Annotated in this window: 19 protein-coding genes and 1 tRNA gene; 10 read left to right on the top strand and 10 right to left on the bottom strand. The window is 63.7% G+C overall.

Annotated features, from left to right (window positions below; all coding sequences use genetic code 11):
* Positions 1–8 precede the first annotated feature (8 nt).
* Entirely contained in the window at positions 9–566 is a 558-nt protein-coding gene (locus AC56LY_RS10295; RefSeq protein WP_499578977.1) for a LuxR C-terminal-related transcriptional regulator, read from the bottom strand.
* A gap of 129 nt (positions 567–695) precedes the next feature.
* Between AC56LY_RS10295 and AC56LY_RS10290 the strand changes: the two genes are divergently transcribed.
* Positions 696–1,409 (top strand): CoA transferase subunit A, encoded by a 714-nt coding sequence (locus AC56LY_RS10290; protein ID WP_499578975.1) that lies wholly within the window; start codon positions 696–698, stop codon positions 1,407–1,409.
* Positions 1,410–1,445: 36 nt separating this feature from the next.
* Positions 1,446–2,096 (top strand): 3-oxoacid CoA-transferase subunit B, encoded by a 651-nt coding sequence (locus tag AC56LY_RS10285; RefSeq protein WP_499454339.1) that lies wholly within the window; start codon positions 1,446–1,448, stop codon positions 2,094–2,096.
* A gap of 57 nt (positions 2,097–2,153) precedes the next feature.
* On the opposite strand, the gene AC56LY_RS10280 is transcribed toward AC56LY_RS10285, so the two are convergent.
* The 7 genes from AC56LY_RS10280 to AC56LY_RS10250 form a co-directional block, all read right to left on the bottom strand.
* Complete coding sequence (locus AC56LY_RS10280; RefSeq protein ID WP_499578973.1) at positions 2,154–2,534, bottom strand: energy transducer TonB; 381 nt, start codon at positions 2,532–2,534, stop codon at positions 2,154–2,156.
* 9 nt (positions 2,535–2,543) lie between these two features.
* Positions 2,544–3,815, bottom strand: coding sequence for a M56 family metallopeptidase (locus tag AC56LY_RS10275; RefSeq protein WP_499578972.1), 1,272 nt, complete (start codon positions 3,813–3,815; stop codon positions 2,544–2,546).
* Positions 3,812–4,198: a BlaI/MecI/CopY family transcriptional regulator gene (locus tag AC56LY_RS10270; RefSeq protein ID WP_499578969.1), complete on the bottom strand. Its 387-nt coding sequence runs from the start codon at positions 4,196–4,198 to the stop codon at positions 3,812–3,814. The genes AC56LY_RS10275 and AC56LY_RS10270 overlap by 4 nt, the downstream gene beginning before the upstream one ends.
* 89 nt (positions 4,199–4,287) lie before the next feature.
* Positions 4,288–4,698, bottom strand: a complete 411-nt coding sequence (locus tag AC56LY_RS10265) for a response regulator (protein ID WP_499578966.1) — start codon at positions 4,696–4,698, stop codon at positions 4,288–4,290.
* Positions 4,691–5,194 carry a GAF domain-containing protein gene (locus AC56LY_RS10260; protein ID WP_499578963.1) on the bottom strand — a complete coding sequence of 168 codons (504 nt, stop codon included), beginning with the start codon at positions 5,192–5,194 and terminating at the stop codon, positions 4,691–4,693. Before AC56LY_RS10260 ends, AC56LY_RS10265 begins: the two co-directional genes overlap by 8 nt.
* 144 nt (positions 5,195–5,338) lie before the next feature.
* Positions 5,339–6,640, bottom strand: coding sequence for a dicarboxylate/amino acid:cation symporter (locus AC56LY_RS10255; protein ID WP_499578961.1), 1,302 nt, complete (start codon positions 6,638–6,640; stop codon positions 5,339–5,341).
* Positions 6,641–6,804: 164 nt separating this feature from the next.
* Entirely contained in the window at positions 6,805–7,587 is a 783-nt protein-coding gene (locus AC56LY_RS10250) for a 3-hydroxybutyrate dehydrogenase (protein ID WP_499578957.1), read from the bottom strand.
* 149 nt (positions 7,588–7,736) lie between these two features.
* Here AC56LY_RS10250 and AC56LY_RS10245 point away from each other — a divergent pair, with 149 nt between their 5' ends.
* The 6 genes from AC56LY_RS10245 to AC56LY_RS10220 all read left to right on the top strand — a co-directional run bounded on the left by AC56LY_RS10245 (position 7,737) and on the right by AC56LY_RS10220 (position 13,746).
* Positions 7,737–8,624: an alpha/beta fold hydrolase gene (locus tag AC56LY_RS10245; RefSeq protein ID WP_499578953.1), complete on the top strand. Its 888-nt coding sequence runs from the start codon at positions 7,737–7,739 to the stop codon at positions 8,622–8,624.
* A gap of 41 nt (positions 8,625–8,665) precedes the next feature.
* Positions 8,666–9,016, top strand: a complete 351-nt coding sequence (locus tag AC56LY_RS10240; RefSeq protein ID WP_499578949.1) for a RidA family protein — start codon at positions 8,666–8,668, stop codon at positions 9,014–9,016.
* Positions 9,017–9,020: 4 nt separating this feature from the next.
* A complete protein-coding gene (locus tag AC56LY_RS10235) occupies positions 9,021–11,261 on the top strand; it encodes a RelA/SpoT family protein (protein ID WP_499578946.1) in 2,241 nt (746 codons plus the stop codon).
* A gap of 84 nt (positions 11,262–11,345) precedes the next feature.
* Positions 11,346–12,152, top strand: a complete 807-nt coding sequence (locus tag AC56LY_RS10230) for an MlaE family ABC transporter permease (protein ID WP_499578944.1) — start codon at positions 11,346–11,348, stop codon at positions 12,150–12,152.
* Positions 12,153–12,172: 20 nt separating this feature from the next.
* Complete coding sequence (locus tag AC56LY_RS10225) at positions 12,173–13,120, top strand: MlaD family protein (protein WP_499454324.1); 948 nt, start codon at positions 12,173–12,175, stop codon at positions 13,118–13,120.
* The gene (locus AC56LY_RS10220; protein ID WP_499578938.1) at positions 13,117–13,746 is read left to right on the top strand and encodes a hypothetical protein; all 630 of its coding nucleotides are present in this window, start codon (positions 13,117–13,119) and stop codon (positions 13,744–13,746) included. Before AC56LY_RS10225 ends, AC56LY_RS10220 begins: the two co-directional genes overlap by 4 nt.
* Before the next feature lie 11 nt (positions 13,747–13,757).
* Here AC56LY_RS10220 and AC56LY_RS10215 read toward each other — a convergent pair whose 3' ends face one another.
* Positions 13,758–14,687, bottom strand: a complete 930-nt coding sequence (locus AC56LY_RS10215; protein WP_499578935.1) for an NAD(P)/FAD-dependent oxidoreductase — start codon at positions 14,685–14,687, stop codon at positions 13,758–13,760.
* A 106-nt stretch (positions 14,688–14,793) separates the two neighbouring features.
* On the bottom strand, positions 14,794–15,717 hold the full coding sequence (locus AC56LY_RS10210) for a cation diffusion facilitator family transporter (RefSeq protein WP_499582012.1): 924 nt from the start codon (positions 15,715–15,717) through the stop codon (positions 14,794–14,796).
* Between the two features lie 132 nt (positions 15,718–15,849).
* Between AC56LY_RS10210 and AC56LY_RS10205 the strand changes: the two genes are divergently transcribed.
* Both AC56LY_RS10205 and thrS read left to right on the top strand, forming a co-directional pair.
* A tRNA-Val gene (locus AC56LY_RS10205) sits at positions 15,850–15,926 on the top strand.
* 205 nt (positions 15,927–16,131) lie between these two features.
* The gene (gene thrS / locus AC56LY_RS10200) at positions 16,132–18,042 is read left to right on the top strand and encodes a threonine--tRNA ligase (RefSeq protein ID WP_183553081.1); all 1,911 of its coding nucleotides are present in this window, start codon (positions 16,132–16,134) and stop codon (positions 18,040–18,042) included.
* Positions 18,043–18,062 lie beyond the last annotated feature (20 nt).

Here is an 18,062-nt window from a genome sequence, read left to right as displayed (position 1 = left end):
GGTGCCCCTCAGCCCGCGCCCACCAGCTTGTGCACCAGCTCCACCGACGTCGATGCCGCGAACTTGCGCATCAGGCTGGCGCGGTGCATTTCGACCGTGCGCGGACTGAGGTCGGTTTCGCGCGCGATCACCTTGCTGGTCTTGCCCTCGACCAGCAGCGCGGCGATCTCGCGCTCGCGCGGCGTCAGTTGCGCCGTCACGGGCCGCTTCTCGCTGACATCCTCGAAGATCCAGACGCCGGCGCCCAGGGGTTCGAGCGGGGACAGCGCACGGCCCGTCACGTGGCACCAGAACAGCTCGCCATTGGCGCGGCGCATGATGCGCTCGTCCGAGTAGCGCCCCTTCGCGTTCATGATCGGGATGATGCGGTCGCCTGTGCGCAGAAATTCGTCCATCGTCGGATACAGCACCGAGAACGACGAGCCGGTCAGGTGGCCGGCCGGATGGCCGAACATCGCTGCCAGTGCGCCATTGCAGGCCTGGATCACCCGGTCGCGCGAGATGCACATGCCCACTGGCGCGTGCTGGAAAATCATCTCGTAGTCAATCGTGTGCGGCAGGTTCATGTGAGGCGGATCAGGGCGTTGTTCGTTGGGATGCAGGTGGCGCGGCATGGCGGTAGTTCTACGGTATTGTGCACGGGCTGCCGGTATTCTATGCTGAGACGGGTTCTCAAACTTATAAAAGGGACAGGTATGAATAAAGTGTATCCAGACGCGCGCTCGGCACTTGCAGGCGTCGTGCAGGACGGCCAGACGATCGCCGTGGGCGGGTTTGGCCTGTGCGGTATTCCGGAAGCCCTGATCGCGGCATTGCGCGACTCGGGTGTCAAGCAACTCACCGCCATCTCCAACAACGCGGGCGTCGATGGCTTCGGCCTGGGCCAGTTGCTCGAGACACGCCAGATCAAGAAAATGATCGCGTCGTACGTCGGCGAAAACAAGGAATTTGCGCGCCAGTTCCTGGCCGGCGAACTCGAACTCGAATTCACGCCACAAGGCACGCTGGCCGAAAAGCTGCGCGCTGGCGGCGCCGGCATCCCGGCCTTCTTTACCAAGACCGGCTACGGCACCATCGTCGCCGAGGGCAAGGAAACGCGCGAATTCAACGGCGAGCATTATGTGATGGAACATGCGCTGTTCCCCGATGTGTCGCTGGTCAAGGCCTATATGGCCGACCGCTCGGGCAACCTCGTGTTTCGCAAGACGGCCCGCAACTTCAACCCCAACGTGGCCACGGCCGGCAAGATCTGCATCGTCGAAGTCGAGAAGCTGGTAGAGGTCGGCGAGATCGATCCCGACCACGTGCATACCCCGGGCATCTTCGTGCACCGCATCGTCCACAACGCGTCGCCCGAAAAGCGCATCGAGCAGCGTACCGTGCGCACGGTGAGCAACATCGGCAACTAAGCGCTTTAACCCGACGACAGAAACGGAGATAACAACATGGCATGGACTCGTGATGAAATGGCCGCGCGTGCGGCGCTGGAGCTGCAAGACGGCTTCTACGTGAACCTGGGCATTGGATTACCAACCCTGGTGGCAAACTATGTGCCGAAGGATATCGAGGTCTCGCTACAGTCCGAAAACGGTCTGCTCGGCATCGGCCCGTTCCCGACAGAGGATGCGGTCGACGCCGACCTGATCAACGCCGGCAAGCAGACCGTGACGGCGCTGCCGGGCTCGGCCTACTTCAGCTCGGCCGATTCGTTTGGCATGATTCGCGGTGGCAAAATCAACCTGGCGATTCTGGGCGCGATGCAAGTCTCGGAAGAAGGCGACCTGGCCAACTGGATGATCCCGGGGAAAATGGTCAAGGGCATGGGCGGTGCGATGGACTTGGTGGCCGGCGTCAAGCGCGTGGTCGTGGTGATGGAACATGTCGCCACCGCCAAGGATGGCTCTACCAGCCACAAGCTGCTGAAAAAGTGCGATCTGCCCTTGACGGGTGTCGGCGTGGTCGACCGTATCATCACCGATCTCGGCGTGCTCGACGTGACGGCCACCGGTTTGAAGCTGGTCGAACTGGCGCCAGGCGTGGGTGTGGATGAGATCGTCGCCGCCACCGGTTGCGAGCTCGATACGTCGGCCGTCTGAGACGCAACCAGCAAGAAATGAAGGGCGCCGCAGGTCGGCGCCCTTGTCATTCTGCGCCTATGGCAGCGTCCACACGTACTGTACCGGTACCCAGGCCGCTACCGGCTTGCCCTTGGCCATTGCCGGCTTGAAGATGCACAACGCCAGGGCAGCCCGCGCTGCCTCGTCAAGCGACGCGTCGCCGCTCGACTGGTACAGGCGGGTATTCTGCACCTTGCCGTCGGGCCCGATCAGAAAACCGATGGTCGAGGTCCCCGTGATCTTGTTTGCCAGCGCCTGCGGCGGGTAAACCGGCCGGCTGCACGACGTGGCGTCAGGCCCGCCCTTCGTGGCCGGGACGGCCGTGAATTCCGTGGGGGCAGGCGGCGTCTGCGCGCAACCGCCAAGTGCGCCCATCAGGCTCAGGGCGACGATCGACGTACGGGGATGTTTCCACATGGCGTGTCCTTAGCTCGTCGTCCACACGTACTTCACTTCGGTCCACTGTTCCTTCGCCGCGCCATTCACCGTGCCCGGCTGGAAGCTGCATTTGGCAATCGCGGCGCGCGCTGCTTCGTCGAGCGACCCATTGCCGCTGGTCTGGCGCACGACAGCTTCGCGCACCTTCCCATCGGCCTTCACCAGCATCCCCAGCGTTACCGTGCCTTCGACCTTGGCTGCCAGCGCATCGGCCGGGTACACAGGCTTCGCGCACGAATTGAATTTCGCGACCGGCGACGTGGTGTCGTTGTCGGGCATGGCGGCGAACGGATTGACGGGCGCCGTGCTCGTGCAGCCGGCCAGGGCAGCCAAAGCCAGGCCGAGCACCGGAAGCGCGGCTTTCCAGTTCAGTGCCTGCGTGTCGGGACGAACGAGTTGTTTGATGCGTTGCATGAGATTGCCTCCATTGGCCGCCTGGGCCAGATGCTGGGTTGAAAACTGGAGTCGTTCCAGTTCGGATAGCGCAAGAGCCAGGCGCCGCGGTTCGCCCAGTTGTCTTGCTGCGATGGTGTCGGCAACCAGTTCCCGTTCGGCGCGGATGCGTCCCGAGATCCACCAGATTGCCGGGTGATAAAACAGCAGTGCCTCGACCACGTTCTGCAGCAGGTTGACGAGGTAATCGTGACGCCGGATATGGGCCAGTTCGTGCGCCAGCAGCGCTTCGAGCAAGTGGGGCGGCATACCGGATACGAGCGATGCCGGCACCAGCACCACCGGGCGCCACCAGCCGAAGGTGACCGGGCTGGCCAGGCCCGCGACGATGCGCAGCCGCACCGTGCGCGCAATGCCGGCGGCCTTCGCCATCCGGTTGAGCCGGGCTTGCCAGGCCGGTTCGCCCGCCTCGACCGTTGCAGCGCGGTGCAGCCACAGCAGGCCTGCGACCATCCGCAATGCAAGCACGAGCGCGCAGACGCCCCACGTGCCGACAATCCAGCCCAGGCTGCGCTCGAAGATGGCGCGCCAGCTGTCGTCGAGCCCACTGGCCAGCAGGCCGCTGGCAAAGGTCTCCATCGGCTGGGCTGCCAGATCCTGGGTGCCGGCCAGGCGCGCCGCCAGTTCGGCAGCCGGCCAGAGCAGGCACAGCAACAGCCCGGTGCAGGCGACCGCATACCGGTGCTCGGCGCGCGCATTGCGCAGCAGGCTCATGGCCAGCGCTACGGCGCAGCCGATCAGCGCGCCTTGCCAGAGGAATTCGACGAGTGTCCAGCCGATGCTGGCGACCAGATGGGCGGCGGTCATTGGCCGTCCCCGTCCTTCAGCAGTTGTTCGATCTCGGCCCGTTCCTTCTTCGAGATGCCGCTCTTGAGCGCCGCCAGCACGAGCGCCTTGGCCGAGCCGGCAAATGCCCGCTGCATCAGGTCGTTCAGTAAATTGCCCTGCAGCGCATCGCGCGCGTGGACGGGACTGTAGACGTGCGAGCGTTCGCTTTCGTCCCGCGCCAGCAAGCCTTTGGCATGCATCACCTGCATCAGCCGCAGCACCGTGGCGTAGGTCACATCTGGCCGTTGTGGCAGCATCGCCTCATGGACCTGCTTGGCGGTGGCAGCACCCAACGGCCACAGCACTTGTAGCAGGTCGAGCTCGGCGGGCGTGGGCTTGGGCGCGTCAGGGGAGAGCGGCATGACATCCTCGGATAGGCAGGTTGATCCTAGATTATCTTGTCTAGATCGAGTTGTCTACGAAGATTTGTGCTTCCTGTGGCGAGAGGGGTTCACGTTTTGCCTGAGCGGCACATCGTCTCGATCGTGTCGAGCACGACCCTGGCGCGAAACGGCTTGAGGATCACGCGGCTGATCCGGCGTTCGCGCAGGTCGCTCAGGAGTTCGGGCGTGGCGGTCTCGGTCATGATCGCGATCGACAAGCCTTGCTTGTTGGCGGCCGCATCGGCGCGCAGGCGGTCGATCAGGCCCAGGTCGTAGCGGCTGTCCTTGCCGCTGCCCACGCAGTCGACGGCGATGACCGCGCCCTGGAAGGTGCGCACGCTCAACAGGCGCAGGGCGGCCGCACTGGTTGCCGCTTCATGGACCTGGCCCAGATTCAGGCTGCGCGCCGTCATCGCGACGGTACGGCGCAGCATGGGTTCCGGTTCGACCAAAAGAATGTTCTTGGTTGCGTCAGGCATCGGCCACCTCACTGATATTGCGCAGTTCCATCACGACCAGATCGCGCAGCGTGCGCAGGATGCCCAGTTCCATCGCGTCCAGCGTGCGTGGGATGCGGTCGATCAGGCACAAGGTGCCCAGGCTCAGGTTTAAGGGCAAGGTCAATGGCGCGCCGGCATAGAAGCGGATGTGCGGCGGGCCTGTGACGAGAGGGTTGTCGGCAAAGCGCGGGTCGAGCAGCGTGTCGCCCACGACCAGGATGTCTTGCTCGAGGATCGCATGAGAGCACAGCGAGATGTCGCGGCCGGTTTCGCACAGCTCGGTGCCGGTGCGGGCCTTGAACCATTGGCGGTCGGTGTCGACCAGCGTGATGGTAACGATGGGCACATCGAACTCGCTGGCGGCAAAGGCCACGATCCGGTCATAGCGTTCCTCTGCGGGCGTATCGAGGATCAGCAGGTCGTACAGGGCCGCCAGGCGCGCGGCTTCGTTGTCGGGGGTGGCGGCAATCAGCATCGTGGAAGCACCGGCGCGGCCGGTCGTCAGTCGGGATGTTCGGAATATACCAGACGCTACCAGGCGGCCTCCACACGACCAGGCAAGCCAAAAAAAGCCGCACCCCAAAGGGTGCGGCTCTCATGGACGGGCAATGGCAGAAGATTACGCCGCTTCGCGCACGGCCTTCATCGTGGTCTGATCTTCGACGATCACGCGGCCATGCAACACGTCGTCCATGCGCTTGACGTCGAGTTCGTTTTCCCATTTCGACACGACGACCGTGGCCACACCGTTGCCGATGAAGTTGGTCAGCGCGCGCGCTTCGCTCATGAAGCGGTCGATGCCCAGGATCAGCGCCATGCCGGCCACCGGAATCGTCGGCACGACGGCCAGCGTTGCGGCCAGCGTGATGAAGCCGGCGCCGGTGATGCCCGACGCGCCTTTCGAGGTCAGCATCGCCACCAGCAGGATGGTCAGTTCCTGGGTCAGCGTCAGGTCGGTGTTGGTCGCTTGCGCCACGAACAGGGCCGCCATCGTCATGTAGATATTGGTGCCGTCCAGGTTGAACGAGTAACCGGTTGGCACCACCAGGCCGACGACCGGCTTGGCGCAGCCCAGGCTTTCCAGCTTGCGCATCAGGCTTGGCAGCGCGCTTTCCGACGACGACGTACCCAGCACGATCAGCAGTTCTTCCTTGATGTAGCGGATGAACTTGAAGATCGAGAAGCCGGTGAAGCGGGCGATCGTGCCCAGCACGATGAAGATGAACAGGGCGCAAGTCAGGTAGAACGAGCCCATCAGCTTGGCCAGCGGCAGCAGCGACGCGATGCCGTACTTGCCGATCGTGAACGCCATCGCGCCGAATGCGCCCAGTGGCGCGACCTTCATGATGATGTTGACGATGCCAAAGATCACGTGCGAGACGTCATCGATGAGTTTGGTTACTGGACGGCCGCGCTCGCCCATCATCGACAGTGCGAAACCGAACAGGATTGCGACCAGCAGCACCTGCAGGATGTTACCCGTAGCAAACGCATCCACGAACGTCGTCGGGATGATGTGCATGATGAACTCGGTCGTGGTCTGGGCATGCGCATTGGTCGTGTATTGCGCAATCGCGCTCGAATCGAGCGTGGCCGGATCGACGTTGAAGCCGGCGCCCGGCTTGGCGACGTTGGCCACGACCAGGCCGATGGCCAGCGCAAAGGTCGAGACGACCTCGAAGTACAGCAATGCCTTGCCGCCAACGCGGCCGATCTTCTTCATGTCCTGCATGCCCGCGATACCTGCGACGACGGTACAGAAGATCACGGGGGCGATGATCATCTTGATCAGTTTGATGAAGCCGTCTCCCAAAGGCTTCATCGCAGTGCCTACCTCTGGGTAAAATACGCCCAGCAACACGCCAAGAACAATGGCGAACAATACCTGGACGTACAGGATTTTATAAAACGGCTTCTTCATGGCAACTCTTCAACGAGGTTGGTAGTAATGCCATGGTGGCGCATTCAGCCGGTGCGGGCTATTGTGGAAATCCGCATGCTGCACTGCAGCAGTGCAGCGTGGAAATTTTCGCACCCGGAGTGTGCATGACCGGGCGGCAAAGCCCGGCCGCGACGGGAGAATTGTTACTGGGCGGCCCAGCCGCCGTCCATATTCCATGCCACGCCGCGCACCTGGTTTGCCGCCGGACTGCAGAAGAACACGGCCAGCGCGCCCAGTTCGTCGGGCGTGACGAATTCACCGGACGGCTGCTTCTCGAGCAGCAGCGCCTTGCGCGCGGCGTCGTTGTCGATGCCTTCGCGCGCGGCGCGGTCGTCGACCTGTTTCTGGACCAGAGGCGTCAGCACAAAGCCCGGGCAGATCGCATTGCAGGTCACGCCCGTCTGCGCCGTTTCCAGCGCGGTGACCTTGGTCAGGCCGACCAGCCCGTGCTTGGCCGCGACATACGCCGACTTCTGGCTCGAGCCCACCAGGCCATGGACCGAGGCCAGATTGATGATGCGGCCCCAGTTCTTTTGCTTCATGCCGGGCAAGGCCAGGCGCGTCGTGTGGAAGGCCGAACTCAGGTTGATGGCGATGATTGCGTCCCAGCGCTCAGTCGGAAAATCCTCAAGCGCGGCCACGTGCTGGATCCCCGCATTGTTGACCAGGATGTCGACGCCGCCGAATTTGTCGCTGGCATACTGCATCAGCGCGGCGATCTCAGCCGGCTTGGACATGTCGGCATTGTGGTACGCCGTTTGCACACCGAATTCGGCGCCGATATCGGTGTAAAGTTTTTCGATCTGCTGCGCGTCGCCGAAGCCGTTGAACACGATATTGGCCCCCTGTTCGGCCAGCGAGCGTGCGATGCCCAGGCCGATGCCCGAGGTCGATCCGGTGACGAGAGCCGTTTTACCGTTTAGCATGGTCGATGTCATTGTGTCCTCATGGGTAAATGCCCGTTGGCGAGCGGATGGGGGGAACTCCCTCAGAATTGGTAGAATTCTAACCGTAACGCCTCCCGCGTGCGAAAGCAGCCAGGCGCCTTTCATGATTTTCTTATTCCGGAGTCGCGATGTCCGAGCCCAGATTCAAGAGCGTCCAGTGCATCTCGCCTGCCGGGTTGCACCGCGTCGCCTACAAGGAATGGGGCGCTGCGGACAATCCGAAGGTGCTCGTGTGCGTGCATGGCGTGACCCGCGTCGGGGATGATTTCGACCATCTGGCGCGCGCGCTGTGCGATACCTGGCGCGTCGTATGCCCCGATATCGTCGGGCGCGGGCGCTCCGACCGGCTGCGCGATCCGGCCGGCTACCAGGTGTCGCAATACGTGGCCGATATGGTCACGCTGATCGCCCGCGTGACTGCCGGCGCCGACAGCGGGGATGTCGCCTGGTTCGGTACCTCGATGGGGGGGCTGATCGGCATGACGCTGGCCGCCCTGGAAGGCTCGCCGATCTCGCGGCTCGTGATCAATGATATCGGCCCGGCACTGGGCGGCGAGGCGCTGCAGCGCATCGGCGAATATATCGGCCAGGATGTGCGCTTCCCGAGCTTTGCCGCCGGCGCCGACTACATCAAGACCGTCTCGGCGCCATTCGGCCCGCACGCCGACGACGAATGGCACAAGCTGGCCAGCGATGTGCTGCGCCAGGATGACAACGGGCAGTGGCGCCGCCATTACGACCTGAATCTGGCGCAGCCGTTTCGCGCCATGACGGTCGAACGTGCGGCCGACGACGAAGCGGCGCTGTGGGCGGCGTGGGATGCGATCAGGTGCCCGACGCTGCTGGTACGTGGCGAACAGTCCGACCTGCTCTCGCGCGTTACGGCGCAGCAGATGACGACGCGCGGGCCGCATGCGCGCCTGATCGAAATCCCCGGCGTCGGCCATGCGCCGACCTTCGTGCACGCCGACCAGATCGCGCTTGCCCGCGCATTTTTAACCGGTACAGGATCATGACGATCCGGCCTGAATCAACCATCATCGAACAGAAAGACATCATGGAAATCAAACGACTGTACGTAGGCAAACGACTGTCCGAAGTCGCCATCCACAACGAGACCGTGTACCTGGCCGGCCAGATCGCCGAAGACACCGCCCAGGGCATCGATGGCCAGATGCGCGAAGTGCTGGGCCACGTCGACCGCCTGTTGGGCGAAGCGGGCAGCGACAAGTCATGCATCCTGTCGTGCAATATCTTCATCTCGGACATGGACAACTTCCCTGGCATGAACGACGTCTGGGACGAGTGGGTCGCCCAGGGCCACACGCCGCCGCGCGCCACCGTCGAAGCCAGGCTGGCCAACCCGGCCTGCCTGGTCGAGGTGTGCGTCATCGCCGCGCTGCGCTGAGCGCATGGTCTCCACCGCACTGTTAGGCGATGCCAAGACCGGCCTGGTACAGGGGCTGAGCCCTGAGGACTGCGTGCGCGTACACGCTGCGCTCGACTACGCGTTCGGCGCCTACGGCACGCGCCTGGCCGGCTCGGGCCAGAGCGCGTTCGAATTCTCGCTCGGCGCTGCCGGCACGCTGGCGTACCTGAATACCGATGCCGAAACCCGCATCGCCGGCCTGGTGTTCGAGCTGGCGCTGATGGACCCGGCCGTGTTCACCGACCTCGAGGAGCGCTTCGGCGCCGGCGTCGTCGCGCTCGTGCAGGGCGTGCATCAGCTGATCCGGCTGCGCGACCTGACGGCAGGTGGGGCGCCCGTCGGCAGTGGCAAGAACGCCGCGCAGCAGGCGGCGGCGCAAAACGAGACACTGCGCAAGATGCTGCTGGCGATGGCCACCGACATGCGCGTGGTGCTGATGCGTCTTGCCTCGTGCGCGGCCACGCTGCGCCACTTTGCCGAACACAAACGCTTTGACGATGTCACGCGCGCGTACGGGCGCGAGGTGCTGGACTTCTATGCGCCGCTGGCCAACCGTCTCGGCATCTGGCAACTGAAGTGGGAACTCGAAGACCTGGCGTTTCGCTTCATCGAACCCGATACCTACAAGCGCATCGCCAAGATGCTCGAAGAAAAGCGCATGTCGCGCGAAAGCTTCGTCGCCTCGTCGATCGAGCGCCTGCAACGCGAGCTGGCATCGGCCTCGATTCCGGCCGATGTGTCTGGCCGGCCCAAGCACATCTACAGCATCTGGAGCAAGATGCGCGGCAAGGAGCTCGATTTCACCGAGCTGTACGATGTGCGCGCGTTTCGCGTGATCGTCCCCGACATCAAGACCTGCTACACGGTGCTGGGTGTGATTCACAATATCTGGACGCCGGTGCCCAAGGAATTCGACGACTATATCTCGCGCCCGAAGCCCAATGGCTACCGCTCGCTGCACACGGTGGTCATGGCCGAAGACGGCCGGCCGCTCGAAGTGCAGATTCGCACGCAGGAGATGCACAACTTTGCCGAATACGGCATCGCCGCGCACTGGCGCTATAAAGAAGAAGGCGGTTCCAACTTCAAGAGCCAGCAATACGACGAAAAGATCGCCTGGCTGCGCCAGCTGCTGGCGTGGAAGACCGACGTGTCCGATGCAGTGTCGGGCCAGGAAGAACTGCAGCGCGAATGGGTTGAAAAGCTCAAGGCCACGACGCTCAACGACCGCATCTTCGTGTTGACGCCGCAGGCGCGGGTACTCGAACTGCCGGTGGGCGCCACGCCGATCGACTTCGCGTACCACCTGCACAGCGATGTCGGCCACCGCTGCCGCGGCGCGCGCATCGATGGCGTGATGGTGCCGCTCAATACGCAACTGAAAAACGGCCAGACCTGCGAAATCATCACGGCCAAGGGCTCCAGCGGCAACCAGGGTCCGTCGCGCGACTGGCTCAGTCCCGGCTACGCGGTCAGCAGCCGCACGCGCTCGAAAATCCGCGCCTGGTTCCACGCGCTGGACCAGGCCGAAACGCTGGCCCATGGCCGCGCGCTTGTCGAAAAGTCGCTCCAGCGTGAAGGCAAGACGGCCGTCAACCTGGAGCTGCTCGCGCAGAAACTGGGCTTTGCCAAGGTCGATGAACTGTTCATCGAAGTGGGCAAGGACAAGTTCAGCCTGCGCCACGTCGAAGCCGCGCTGCACGATGGCGACGAGCCGCCACCGGTCGAGGAACCGAAGTTCGACAACAAGAGCCGCGCTTCAAGCGTGGAGCAGGGCGCCAAGTCGGGCGTGCTGGTGCTGGGGACCGAGGGGTTGATGACCTTGCTCGCCAAGTGCTGCAAGCCGGCCCCGCCCGATCCGATCATCGGCTTCGTCACGCGCGGCAAGGGCGTCTCGATTCACCGCCTCACCTGCAAGAACTTTTCCGAGATGCAGACCAAGTCGCCGGAAAGGGTCATTCAAACTGAATGGGGTTCAGCGGGGAACGAGACCGTCTACCCGATCGACCTGTTCATCCTGGCGCAGGACCGGCAAGGGCTGTTGCGCGATATCTCCGAAGTCTTCTCGCGCGAGAAGATCAATGTAATCGGGGTGAACACGCAAAGTGCCAAGGGCCAGGCGCGCATGATCTTCACGGCCGAAATCGGGTCGACGGCGCAGGCGCAGAAAGCGCTGGCGGCGATCATGGAAGTGGGCGGCGTGATGGAGGCAAAGCGGCAGTAGGGCGATGCCCCGTGCGCGGCGGCGTGACGTAATCATTTGTCACCGGGCCGCGCAGCCTGCCGCAACCGCAGTATCATTCAGCCCATGCCGCGCTCGCTCCCTTCCACCGCCCATCCCGAACTCTGGTTCGCGCACGCCAAACGCTACCTGCGCAGCTGGTGGTACATGATCCATCTGGGCGCGGTCGCCATCGTGCTGGCGTTCTCGCCATCCACCTGGCAGCGCGAGCGCTTCCACGCCACCGCGCGTCACATCCACGCCAGCACCTGGCAAGTGCTGCCCTGGTTCACGCTGGCTGCGTGCCTGGTGAGCCTGGTCATCATTCGCATCGTGCTGGTCACGGCCAAGAGCTACGGCTTGTCCGGCTTTGCGCTCGAGATGGTGGTGCGGGTGCTGGTGCTCGAACTGATTCCGCTGTGCGCGGCGCTGTTCGTCGCGCTGCGCGCCAGCATGGCGTTCGACGCGTCGGCGCTGGGCCTTGCGCGCCGCGCGCTGCCTGCGCGGGGCGCCAGCGACGATGCGCTGCGCCGCATGCGCAGCGACCTGGTGCCCCAGTTGATCGCGAATGCAGTGTCGGTGCTGACCCTCGCTCTGGTCACGTCCATCGTCGTGCTGCTGCTGGCCTACCTGAACGTGTACGGCGTCTCGCCGTGGGGCCTGGGCGACTATACCCGCACGGTCGGGCGCGTGTTCGCACCAACCGTCACGGCCGGCTTCGTGCTCAAGACGGTGCTGTTCGGCCTGGCCGTGGCGCTGATCCCCACGGCGGCCATTCTCGAATTGCAGCGCTATCCACGGCGCCTGGTCTCGACCGTGCAGCCGGGCGCACTGCGCCTGCTGTTCGTGCTGATCGTGATCGAAGCGGCCTCGCTTGCACTGAAATACATCTGATTGACAGGACCAATACCCACATGACGGACCAGATTCCCGATACCGCGCTGCCCGACGAACCGAAGCACGTGGAAACCAAGGCCGTGATCCTCCTCGTTTTTCTGGGGCTGATGATCTGTGGCTTCGTGTTCTACGTGATGTACGCGCGCGGCGTGTTCGAGCCGACCCAGCGCCTGACGCTCGTGGCGGACGATTCGACCGGCGTCATACCCGGCATGGACATGACGTTTGCCGGCTTTCCGATCGGGCGCGTGCGCCAGGTCGAGCTGGCCGATACCGGCAAGGTGAATATCCTGGTCGACGTCCAGAGCAAGGACGCCAAGTGGCTGCGCGCCTCGAGCGTCTTCACGCTGGAGTCGAGCATCGTCGGTGAAACGCGCCTGCGCGCCTACACGGGCGTGCTGACCGATGCGCCGCTGCCGGCCGGCTCGACCCGCACCGTGCTGCGCGGCGACGCCACCGCGGAAATCCCGCGCATCGTCGCCACCGCCAGGGGGCTGCTGGAAAACCTGGAAACGATGACGTCGTCCGGCTCGGACGTGAACACCAGCCTGTCGAACCTGTCGGCCGTGACGGGCCGCATGTCGGGGCGCTACGGCGTGCTCGGTGGCGCGCTGGGTGGCGACGAAGAAGCGAAGAAGCTGATGGAAGCGCTCGACCGCGTCAACCTGATCCTGGCCAAGGCCGATCAGCGCGTGTTCGGCCAGGCCGGCGTCATGGACGACGCCCAGGCGGCCGTGCGCCAGCTGGATGTCGTGCTCAAGGACGCGAGCGCCACCTTGAAGAAAGTCGACGCGGTGCTGGTCGAAGCGCAGGCCGTTGGCGCCAACACGCGCGAAGCGACCGAAGACCTGAGCGCACTGCGCGGCGATGTCGACGCCAGTCTGCGCAAGGTGAATCGCCTGGTCGAGGAAATCAACCGCAAATGGCCGTTCGCACGCACCAATCCGGAGATCAAGCTGCCATGAAGACCATTCCATTGTTGATGGCTGCCTTGCTGGCCGGCTGCGCGAGCAAGCCGTTGCCACCCGACTGGCAGGCGAACGCCAAGGGCGCGCTCGACGCGTCGGTCGACGATTACCTGAAAGGGCACACGGCCGCGTCGAACGCCGAGTTCCGCGAAGCGCGCGCCGAGACCACTGCCACCGGTCGCGCTGACCATGTAGCCCAGGTCGAGCTGGTGCGCTGCGCGGCGCAGGTGGCCAGTCTCGTGTTTGAGGATTGCCCGGGTTATGCGGCGCTGGCGCCTGATGCCACGCCGGCGCAGCGTGCCTACGCCGCCTATCTGGCGGGGCAGTGGGATGGACTGGACGTGGCGCTGCTGCCCGAACAGCATCGGGCTGTTGTCAGTGGCGGCGCATTGGAGACTGTTGCCGATCCCCTGGCGCGGCTGGTTGCGGCTGGTGCGCAGTTCAAGGCGAGCCGCATCACGCCGGCAGGAATCACGCTGGCGGTCGACACGGCCTCAAACCAGGGCTGGCGCCGGCCGCTGCTGGCATGGCTGGGGGTACAGGCGCAGCGCGCCGAAGCGGCGGGCGACACGGCCGCGCAGGCGGCCATTGAGCGGCGCCGCAAGCTGGCCGGCGGCCAGTAGACCTTAAAGCCCTAGCGCAGTGCCCACGGCAGCATGTTGTGGATCGTCGTTGCGGCAATCGCCGCCTGGCCGGTGGCCACCGTGATCTGGTTCAGCCCGCGCGTGACGTCCCCGATGGCGTACAGCCCCGGCACCGCCGTGCGGCAATGGTCGTCCACCGTCAGCGTGTCGCATTCGACCGTTTCGGCGCCCAGGTTGGCCGCCAGGGCAGAGCGAGCATTCTCGCCCAGCATCGGGTAGAACACATCGCATTCGTAGGATTGCCCGTCGCGTGTGTGCAGCACGGGTTTCAGGTCGTCGGTCAGCGTGACCCCGGCCAGCGGTGAGGCGATGTGCCGCACGTTCGCCGCCTGCAGCTGCGCATGCTGGTCGGCGTCGACCACCGACTCGTCGGCCCGCTCGAACAGCAGCACATCGCGGCTGAAGCTGCGCATGAACAGGGCGTGGCCGACCGGATTGACTTCGGCCGTGGCCACGGCGATGCGCTTGTCGATCACATCGTAGCCGTCGCACACGGGGCACAGGCGCACCGCGCCGCTGGCCACGGCCTCGTCCCAGCGTTCGACCGGCATGCCCACGTCAGCCACGCCTGTGGCCAGCAGCACCGTGTAGGCGCGCATTTCTGTGACGTCGCCCTCCGGGCTCGTGCAGTCGGCGATGAACAGGCCGTCGTCGATGCGCAGATTGCTGATTTCGCCGGGAATCACATGGCCGCCGTACTTGCCGAGCTGGCAGCGTAGCTGGTCGAGCAGCAGCTTCCCATTGATCCCGTCCGGGAAGCCGGGGTAGTTGTGCGAGACGGGAATCCAGGCCAGGCGGCTGTTGCCCTTGTCGACCAGGGCGACATTGCGGGTGAACCGGCGCAGGTAGATGGCGGCGGTCAGGCCACCTGGCCCGCCGCCGATGATGAGGGTATCGAATACGTTTGGTGTAAGGTCCATGGCAGCATTATGTCGCCGAATGCAGGATGGGGTATCGGCGCGCGCGCTCACGCTGAGTCGGCCTGCGCTTACACGATTGGTTGGCTGCCGTTTGCCACGGCCGGTTTCACAGCGATTTGCCGCCGGCCGCTTCCGGTTGCAGCGTGACGTGGTCGATGCCATGGCGCGCGCGCAGCATTGCGCGCACGGCTTCCAGCACGGCGGGCCACTGTTCCAGGCTGCGTATCTCGATGTGGCCGATCAGCGCCGGGTGGCCGGGCGACATGTCCCAGACATGCATGTCGTGCACGGCCAGGACGCCTTCAACGGCAGCCATGTCGGCGCCGACCTGCACGAAGTCGATCGCGTGCGGCACGGCTTCCATCAGAAAGTGGTACGACTCGCGCAGGATGCCGCTGGTCGAGCGCAGGATCAGCAGCGCGACGAAGATCGACAGGATTGGATCGGCCCGCAACCAGCCGGTGAAATAGATGATGGCGCCGGATGCGATCGCGGCCAGCGAGCCGAGCAGGTCGCCCATCACATTGACGAGCGCAGCGCGGGTATTGATGCTGTCGTTGTTGCGCGACAGGATCCATGCGACGAGCAGATTGATCGAGGCGCCCAGCGCGGCCACGACCAGCACGATGCCGCCCTTGACGGGCTCCGGATGGATCAGGCGCTGGATGGCTTCCCAGCCGATCCATCCGACCAGGGCCAGCATCACCAGGCAATTGACGAACGCGGCCAGGGCCTCGGCGCGCACGAAGCCGAATGAGTGGCGCGCCGATGGCGGGCGCTTGGCGATCATCTGCGCGAGCAGGGCCAGGCCCAGGGCGGCGGCGTCGGTCACCATATGGCCGGCGTCCGAGATCAGGGCCAGCGAGTTCGACAGGAAGCCGGTAATCACCTCGATCAGCGCGAACAGCAACGTCAGGCCCATCGCGAACGCCAGTGCCTTCTGGCTGCGCGCTTCAATGGAATGGGAATGGCTTGCGTCACCGTCGAGGTGGGCATGCAGGTGGGAGGGGTCGTGCGGCTTGTACGTCATCGCCATGCAATCAATATTCGGATGGGGCACCAGTGTAAATCATCGGCGCCCGTGCAGCATGGTGAGCTGGTCAGCAATAAATTTTGTGCGAGGGTTGCAGTTCCCGCATCGGGTCCCTATAATGGCGGCATCGGGCGGTTAGTTCAGCTGGTTAGAATACTTGGTCGACATCCAAGGGGTCGCAGATTCGAATTCTGCACCGCCCACCAGAACATTAGTAAGAGCGAGAAAGGCACCACGGTTATGACACCGCGAACTACAACGACGTTGTGGGGGAATCGCTAGACGCGAAGGGGTGTGCTTTTGCTTAACACAACGAATCAACGCGGCTAGCCCGCGTTTTTTTTCGTCCAGATTTTACTATCCTTGATTCTTGTTATTTAACGGCGCGCGGCGCCACGATTGGAGTACAGCATGTTGAACGTCCGACTTCCCGATGGTTCCAGCCGCCAGTTTGACGGTCCCGTGACGGTGGCGCAGGTAGCGCAGAGCATTGCCCCGAGCCTGGGCAAGGCGGCGTTGGCCGGCAAGGTCAACGGTAAAGTGGTCGACACGTCGTTTCTGATTGATGCCGACGCCGATCTCGCGATCGTCACCGACCGCGATCCGGAAGGGCTGGACGTGATCCGTCACTCGACCGCCCACCTGCTCGCGCACGCGGTCAAGGAGCTGTTCCCTGAAGCGCAAGTGACGATTGGCCCGGTCATCGAAAACGGTTTCTATTACGATTTCTCGTACAAGCGCCCGTTCACCCCGGACGACCTGACCGCCATCGAAAAGAAGATGACCGAGCTGGCCAAGAAGGATGAGCCGGTCACCCGCAAGGTGCTGCCACGTGACGAAGCCGTCGATTACTTCAAATCGATCGGCGAGCACTACAAGGCGGAAATCATTGCCTCGATCCCGGCGAACGAGGATGTCTCGCTGTACACCGAAGGCAGCTTCACCGACCTGTGCCGCGGCCCGCACGTGCCATCGTCCGGCAAGCTGAAAGTCTTCAAGCTGATGAAGCTGGCAGGCGCCTACTGGCGCGGCGACTCCAAGAACGAGATGCTGCAGCGCGTGTACGGTACCGCCTGGACCAAGAAGGAAGACCAGGAGCAGTACCTGCACATGCTCGAAGAAGCCGAAAAGCGCGATCACCGCAAACTCGGCAAGTCGCTGGACCTGTTCCACTTCCAGGAAGAAGCCCCGGGCCTCGTGTTCTGGCATCCGAAAGGCTGGACGATCTGGCAGCAGGTTGAGCAGTACATGCGCCACAAGTACCAGGTCGCCGGCTACAGCGAAGTCAAGGCGCCGCAGATTCTGGACCGCACGCTGTGGGAAAAGACCGGTCACTGGGAAAACTACCGCGACAATATGTTTACGACCGAGTCGGAGAACCGTTCGTACGCATTGAAGCCGATGAATTGCCCGGGTCACGTGCAGATCTACAATTCGGGCATGCGCTCATACCGCGACCTGCCGCTGCGCTTCGGCGAATTCGGTCAGTGCCACCGCAACGAGCCGTCCGGCGCGCTGCATGGCCTGATGCGCGTGCGCGGCTTTACCCAGGATGACGGCCACATCTTCTGTACCGAAGAGCAGGTCGAGCGCGAAGTCACTTCGTTCCATGCTCAGGCGATGGCCGTGTATGACGATTTCGGCTTTGCCAATATCGACGTCAAGCTGGCGCTGCGTCCCGACAGCCGTATCGGTTCGGACGAGGTCTGGGACCAGGCCGAGGAATCGCTGCGCTCGGCGCTGCGTGCCTGCGGCGTGACCTGGACCGAATTGCCGGGTGAGGGCGCGTTCTATGGTCCGAAGATCGAGTACCACCTGAAGGATAGCCTCGGCCGTCCATGGCAGGTCGGTACCGTGCAGGTCGACTTCTCGATGCCGGGCCGCCTTGGTTCCGAGTATGTCGCAGAAGACAACACTCGCCGCGTGCCGGTGATGCTGCACCGTGCGATCGTGGGTTCGATGGAACGTTTCATCGGCATCCTGATCGAAAACTATGCCGGCGCGCTGCCGCTCTGGCTGGCGCCGGTGCAAGTTGCGGTGCTCAACATCTCGGATGCGCAGGGCGATTACGTGAAAGAAGTCGAGGCCAAGCTGCGCGCCGCAGGCCTGCGTGTTCACGCTGATTTGCGCAATGAGAAGATCACCTATAAAATACGTGAACATTCCGTCCAAAAACTGCCGTACATCCTCGTTGTTGGGGATAAAGAAAAAGACGCGAATACCGTGGCTGTGCGAGCCCGAGGCAATGTCGATCTGGGCGTGATGTCCGTCGATGCACTCGTGGAACGTCTGGTGGGTGAAGTCGCCGCCAAGACCAAGTAATCCCGGCCAAATTTCAATAC

This window comes from Telluria sp. ZT3P25, from assembly GCF_059685895.1.
This window is presented reverse-complemented; position numbering and strand designations above follow the sequence as displayed.

What these genes read in the sequence shown, in the direction of transcription:
- AC56LY_RS10275 (WP_499578972.1), bottom strand. Translation starts at nt 3,815, where the DNA reads ATGACCGCCGCCCATCTGGTCGCCAGCATCGGCTGGACACTCGTCGAA.
- AC56LY_RS10210 (WP_499582012.1), bottom strand. Translation starts at nt 15,717, where the DNA reads ATGACGTACAAGCCGCACGACCCCTCCCACCTGCATGCCCACCTCGAC.
- AC56LY_RS10215 (WP_499578935.1), bottom strand. Translation starts at nt 14,687, where the DNA reads ATGGACCTTACACCAAACGTATTCGATACCCTCATCATCGGCGGCGGG.
- AC56LY_RS10295 (WP_499578977.1), bottom strand. Translation starts at nt 566, where the DNA reads ATGAACCTGCCGCACACGATTGACTACGAGATGATTTTCCAGCACGCG.
- AC56LY_RS10260 (WP_499578963.1), bottom strand. Translation starts at nt 5,194, where the DNA reads ATGCTGATTGCCGCCACCCCCGACAACGAAGCCGCGCGCCTGGCGGCC.
- thrS (WP_183553081.1), top strand. Translation starts at nt 16,132, where the DNA reads ATGTTGAACGTCCGACTTCCCGATGGTTCCAGCCGCCAGTTTGACGGT.
- AC56LY_RS10285 (WP_499454339.1), top strand. Translation starts at nt 1,446, where the DNA reads ATGGCATGGACTCGTGATGAAATGGCCGCGCGTGCGGCGCTGGAGCTG.
- AC56LY_RS10250 (WP_499578957.1), bottom strand. Translation starts at nt 7,587, where the DNA reads ATGCTAAACGGTAAAACGGCTCTCGTCACCGGATCGACCTCGGGCATC.
- AC56LY_RS10280 (WP_499578973.1), bottom strand. Translation starts at nt 2,534, where the DNA reads ATGTGGAAACATCCCCGTACGTCGATCGTCGCCCTGAGCCTGATGGGC.
- AC56LY_RS10270 (WP_499578969.1), bottom strand. Translation starts at nt 4,198, where the DNA reads ATGCCGCTCTCCCCTGACGCGCCCAAGCCCACGCCCGCCGAGCTCGAC.
- AC56LY_RS10235 (WP_499578946.1), top strand. Translation starts at nt 9,021, where the DNA reads ATGGTCTCCACCGCACTGTTAGGCGATGCCAAGACCGGCCTGGTACAG.
- AC56LY_RS10290 (WP_499578975.1), top strand. Translation starts at nt 696, where the DNA reads ATGAATAAAGTGTATCCAGACGCGCGCTCGGCACTTGCAGGCGTCGTG.
- AC56LY_RS10220 (WP_499578938.1), top strand. Translation starts at nt 13,117, where the DNA reads ATGAAGACCATTCCATTGTTGATGGCTGCCTTGCTGGCCGGCTGCGCG.
- AC56LY_RS10255 (WP_499578961.1), bottom strand. Translation starts at nt 6,640, where the DNA reads ATGAAGAAGCCGTTTTATAAAATCCTGTACGTCCAGGTATTGTTCGCC.
- AC56LY_RS10245 (WP_499578953.1), top strand. Translation starts at nt 7,737, where the DNA reads ATGTCCGAGCCCAGATTCAAGAGCGTCCAGTGCATCTCGCCTGCCGGG.
- AC56LY_RS10240 (WP_499578949.1), top strand. Translation starts at nt 8,666, where the DNA reads ATGGAAATCAAACGACTGTACGTAGGCAAACGACTGTCCGAAGTCGCC.
- AC56LY_RS10230 (WP_499578944.1), top strand. Translation starts at nt 11,346, where the DNA reads ATGCCGCGCTCGCTCCCTTCCACCGCCCATCCCGAACTCTGGTTCGCG.
- AC56LY_RS10225 (WP_499454324.1), top strand. Translation starts at nt 12,173, where the DNA reads ATGACGGACCAGATTCCCGATACCGCGCTGCCCGACGAACCGAAGCAC.
- AC56LY_RS10265 (WP_499578966.1), bottom strand. Translation starts at nt 4,698, where the DNA reads ATGCCTGACGCAACCAAGAACATTCTTTTGGTCGAACCGGAACCCATG.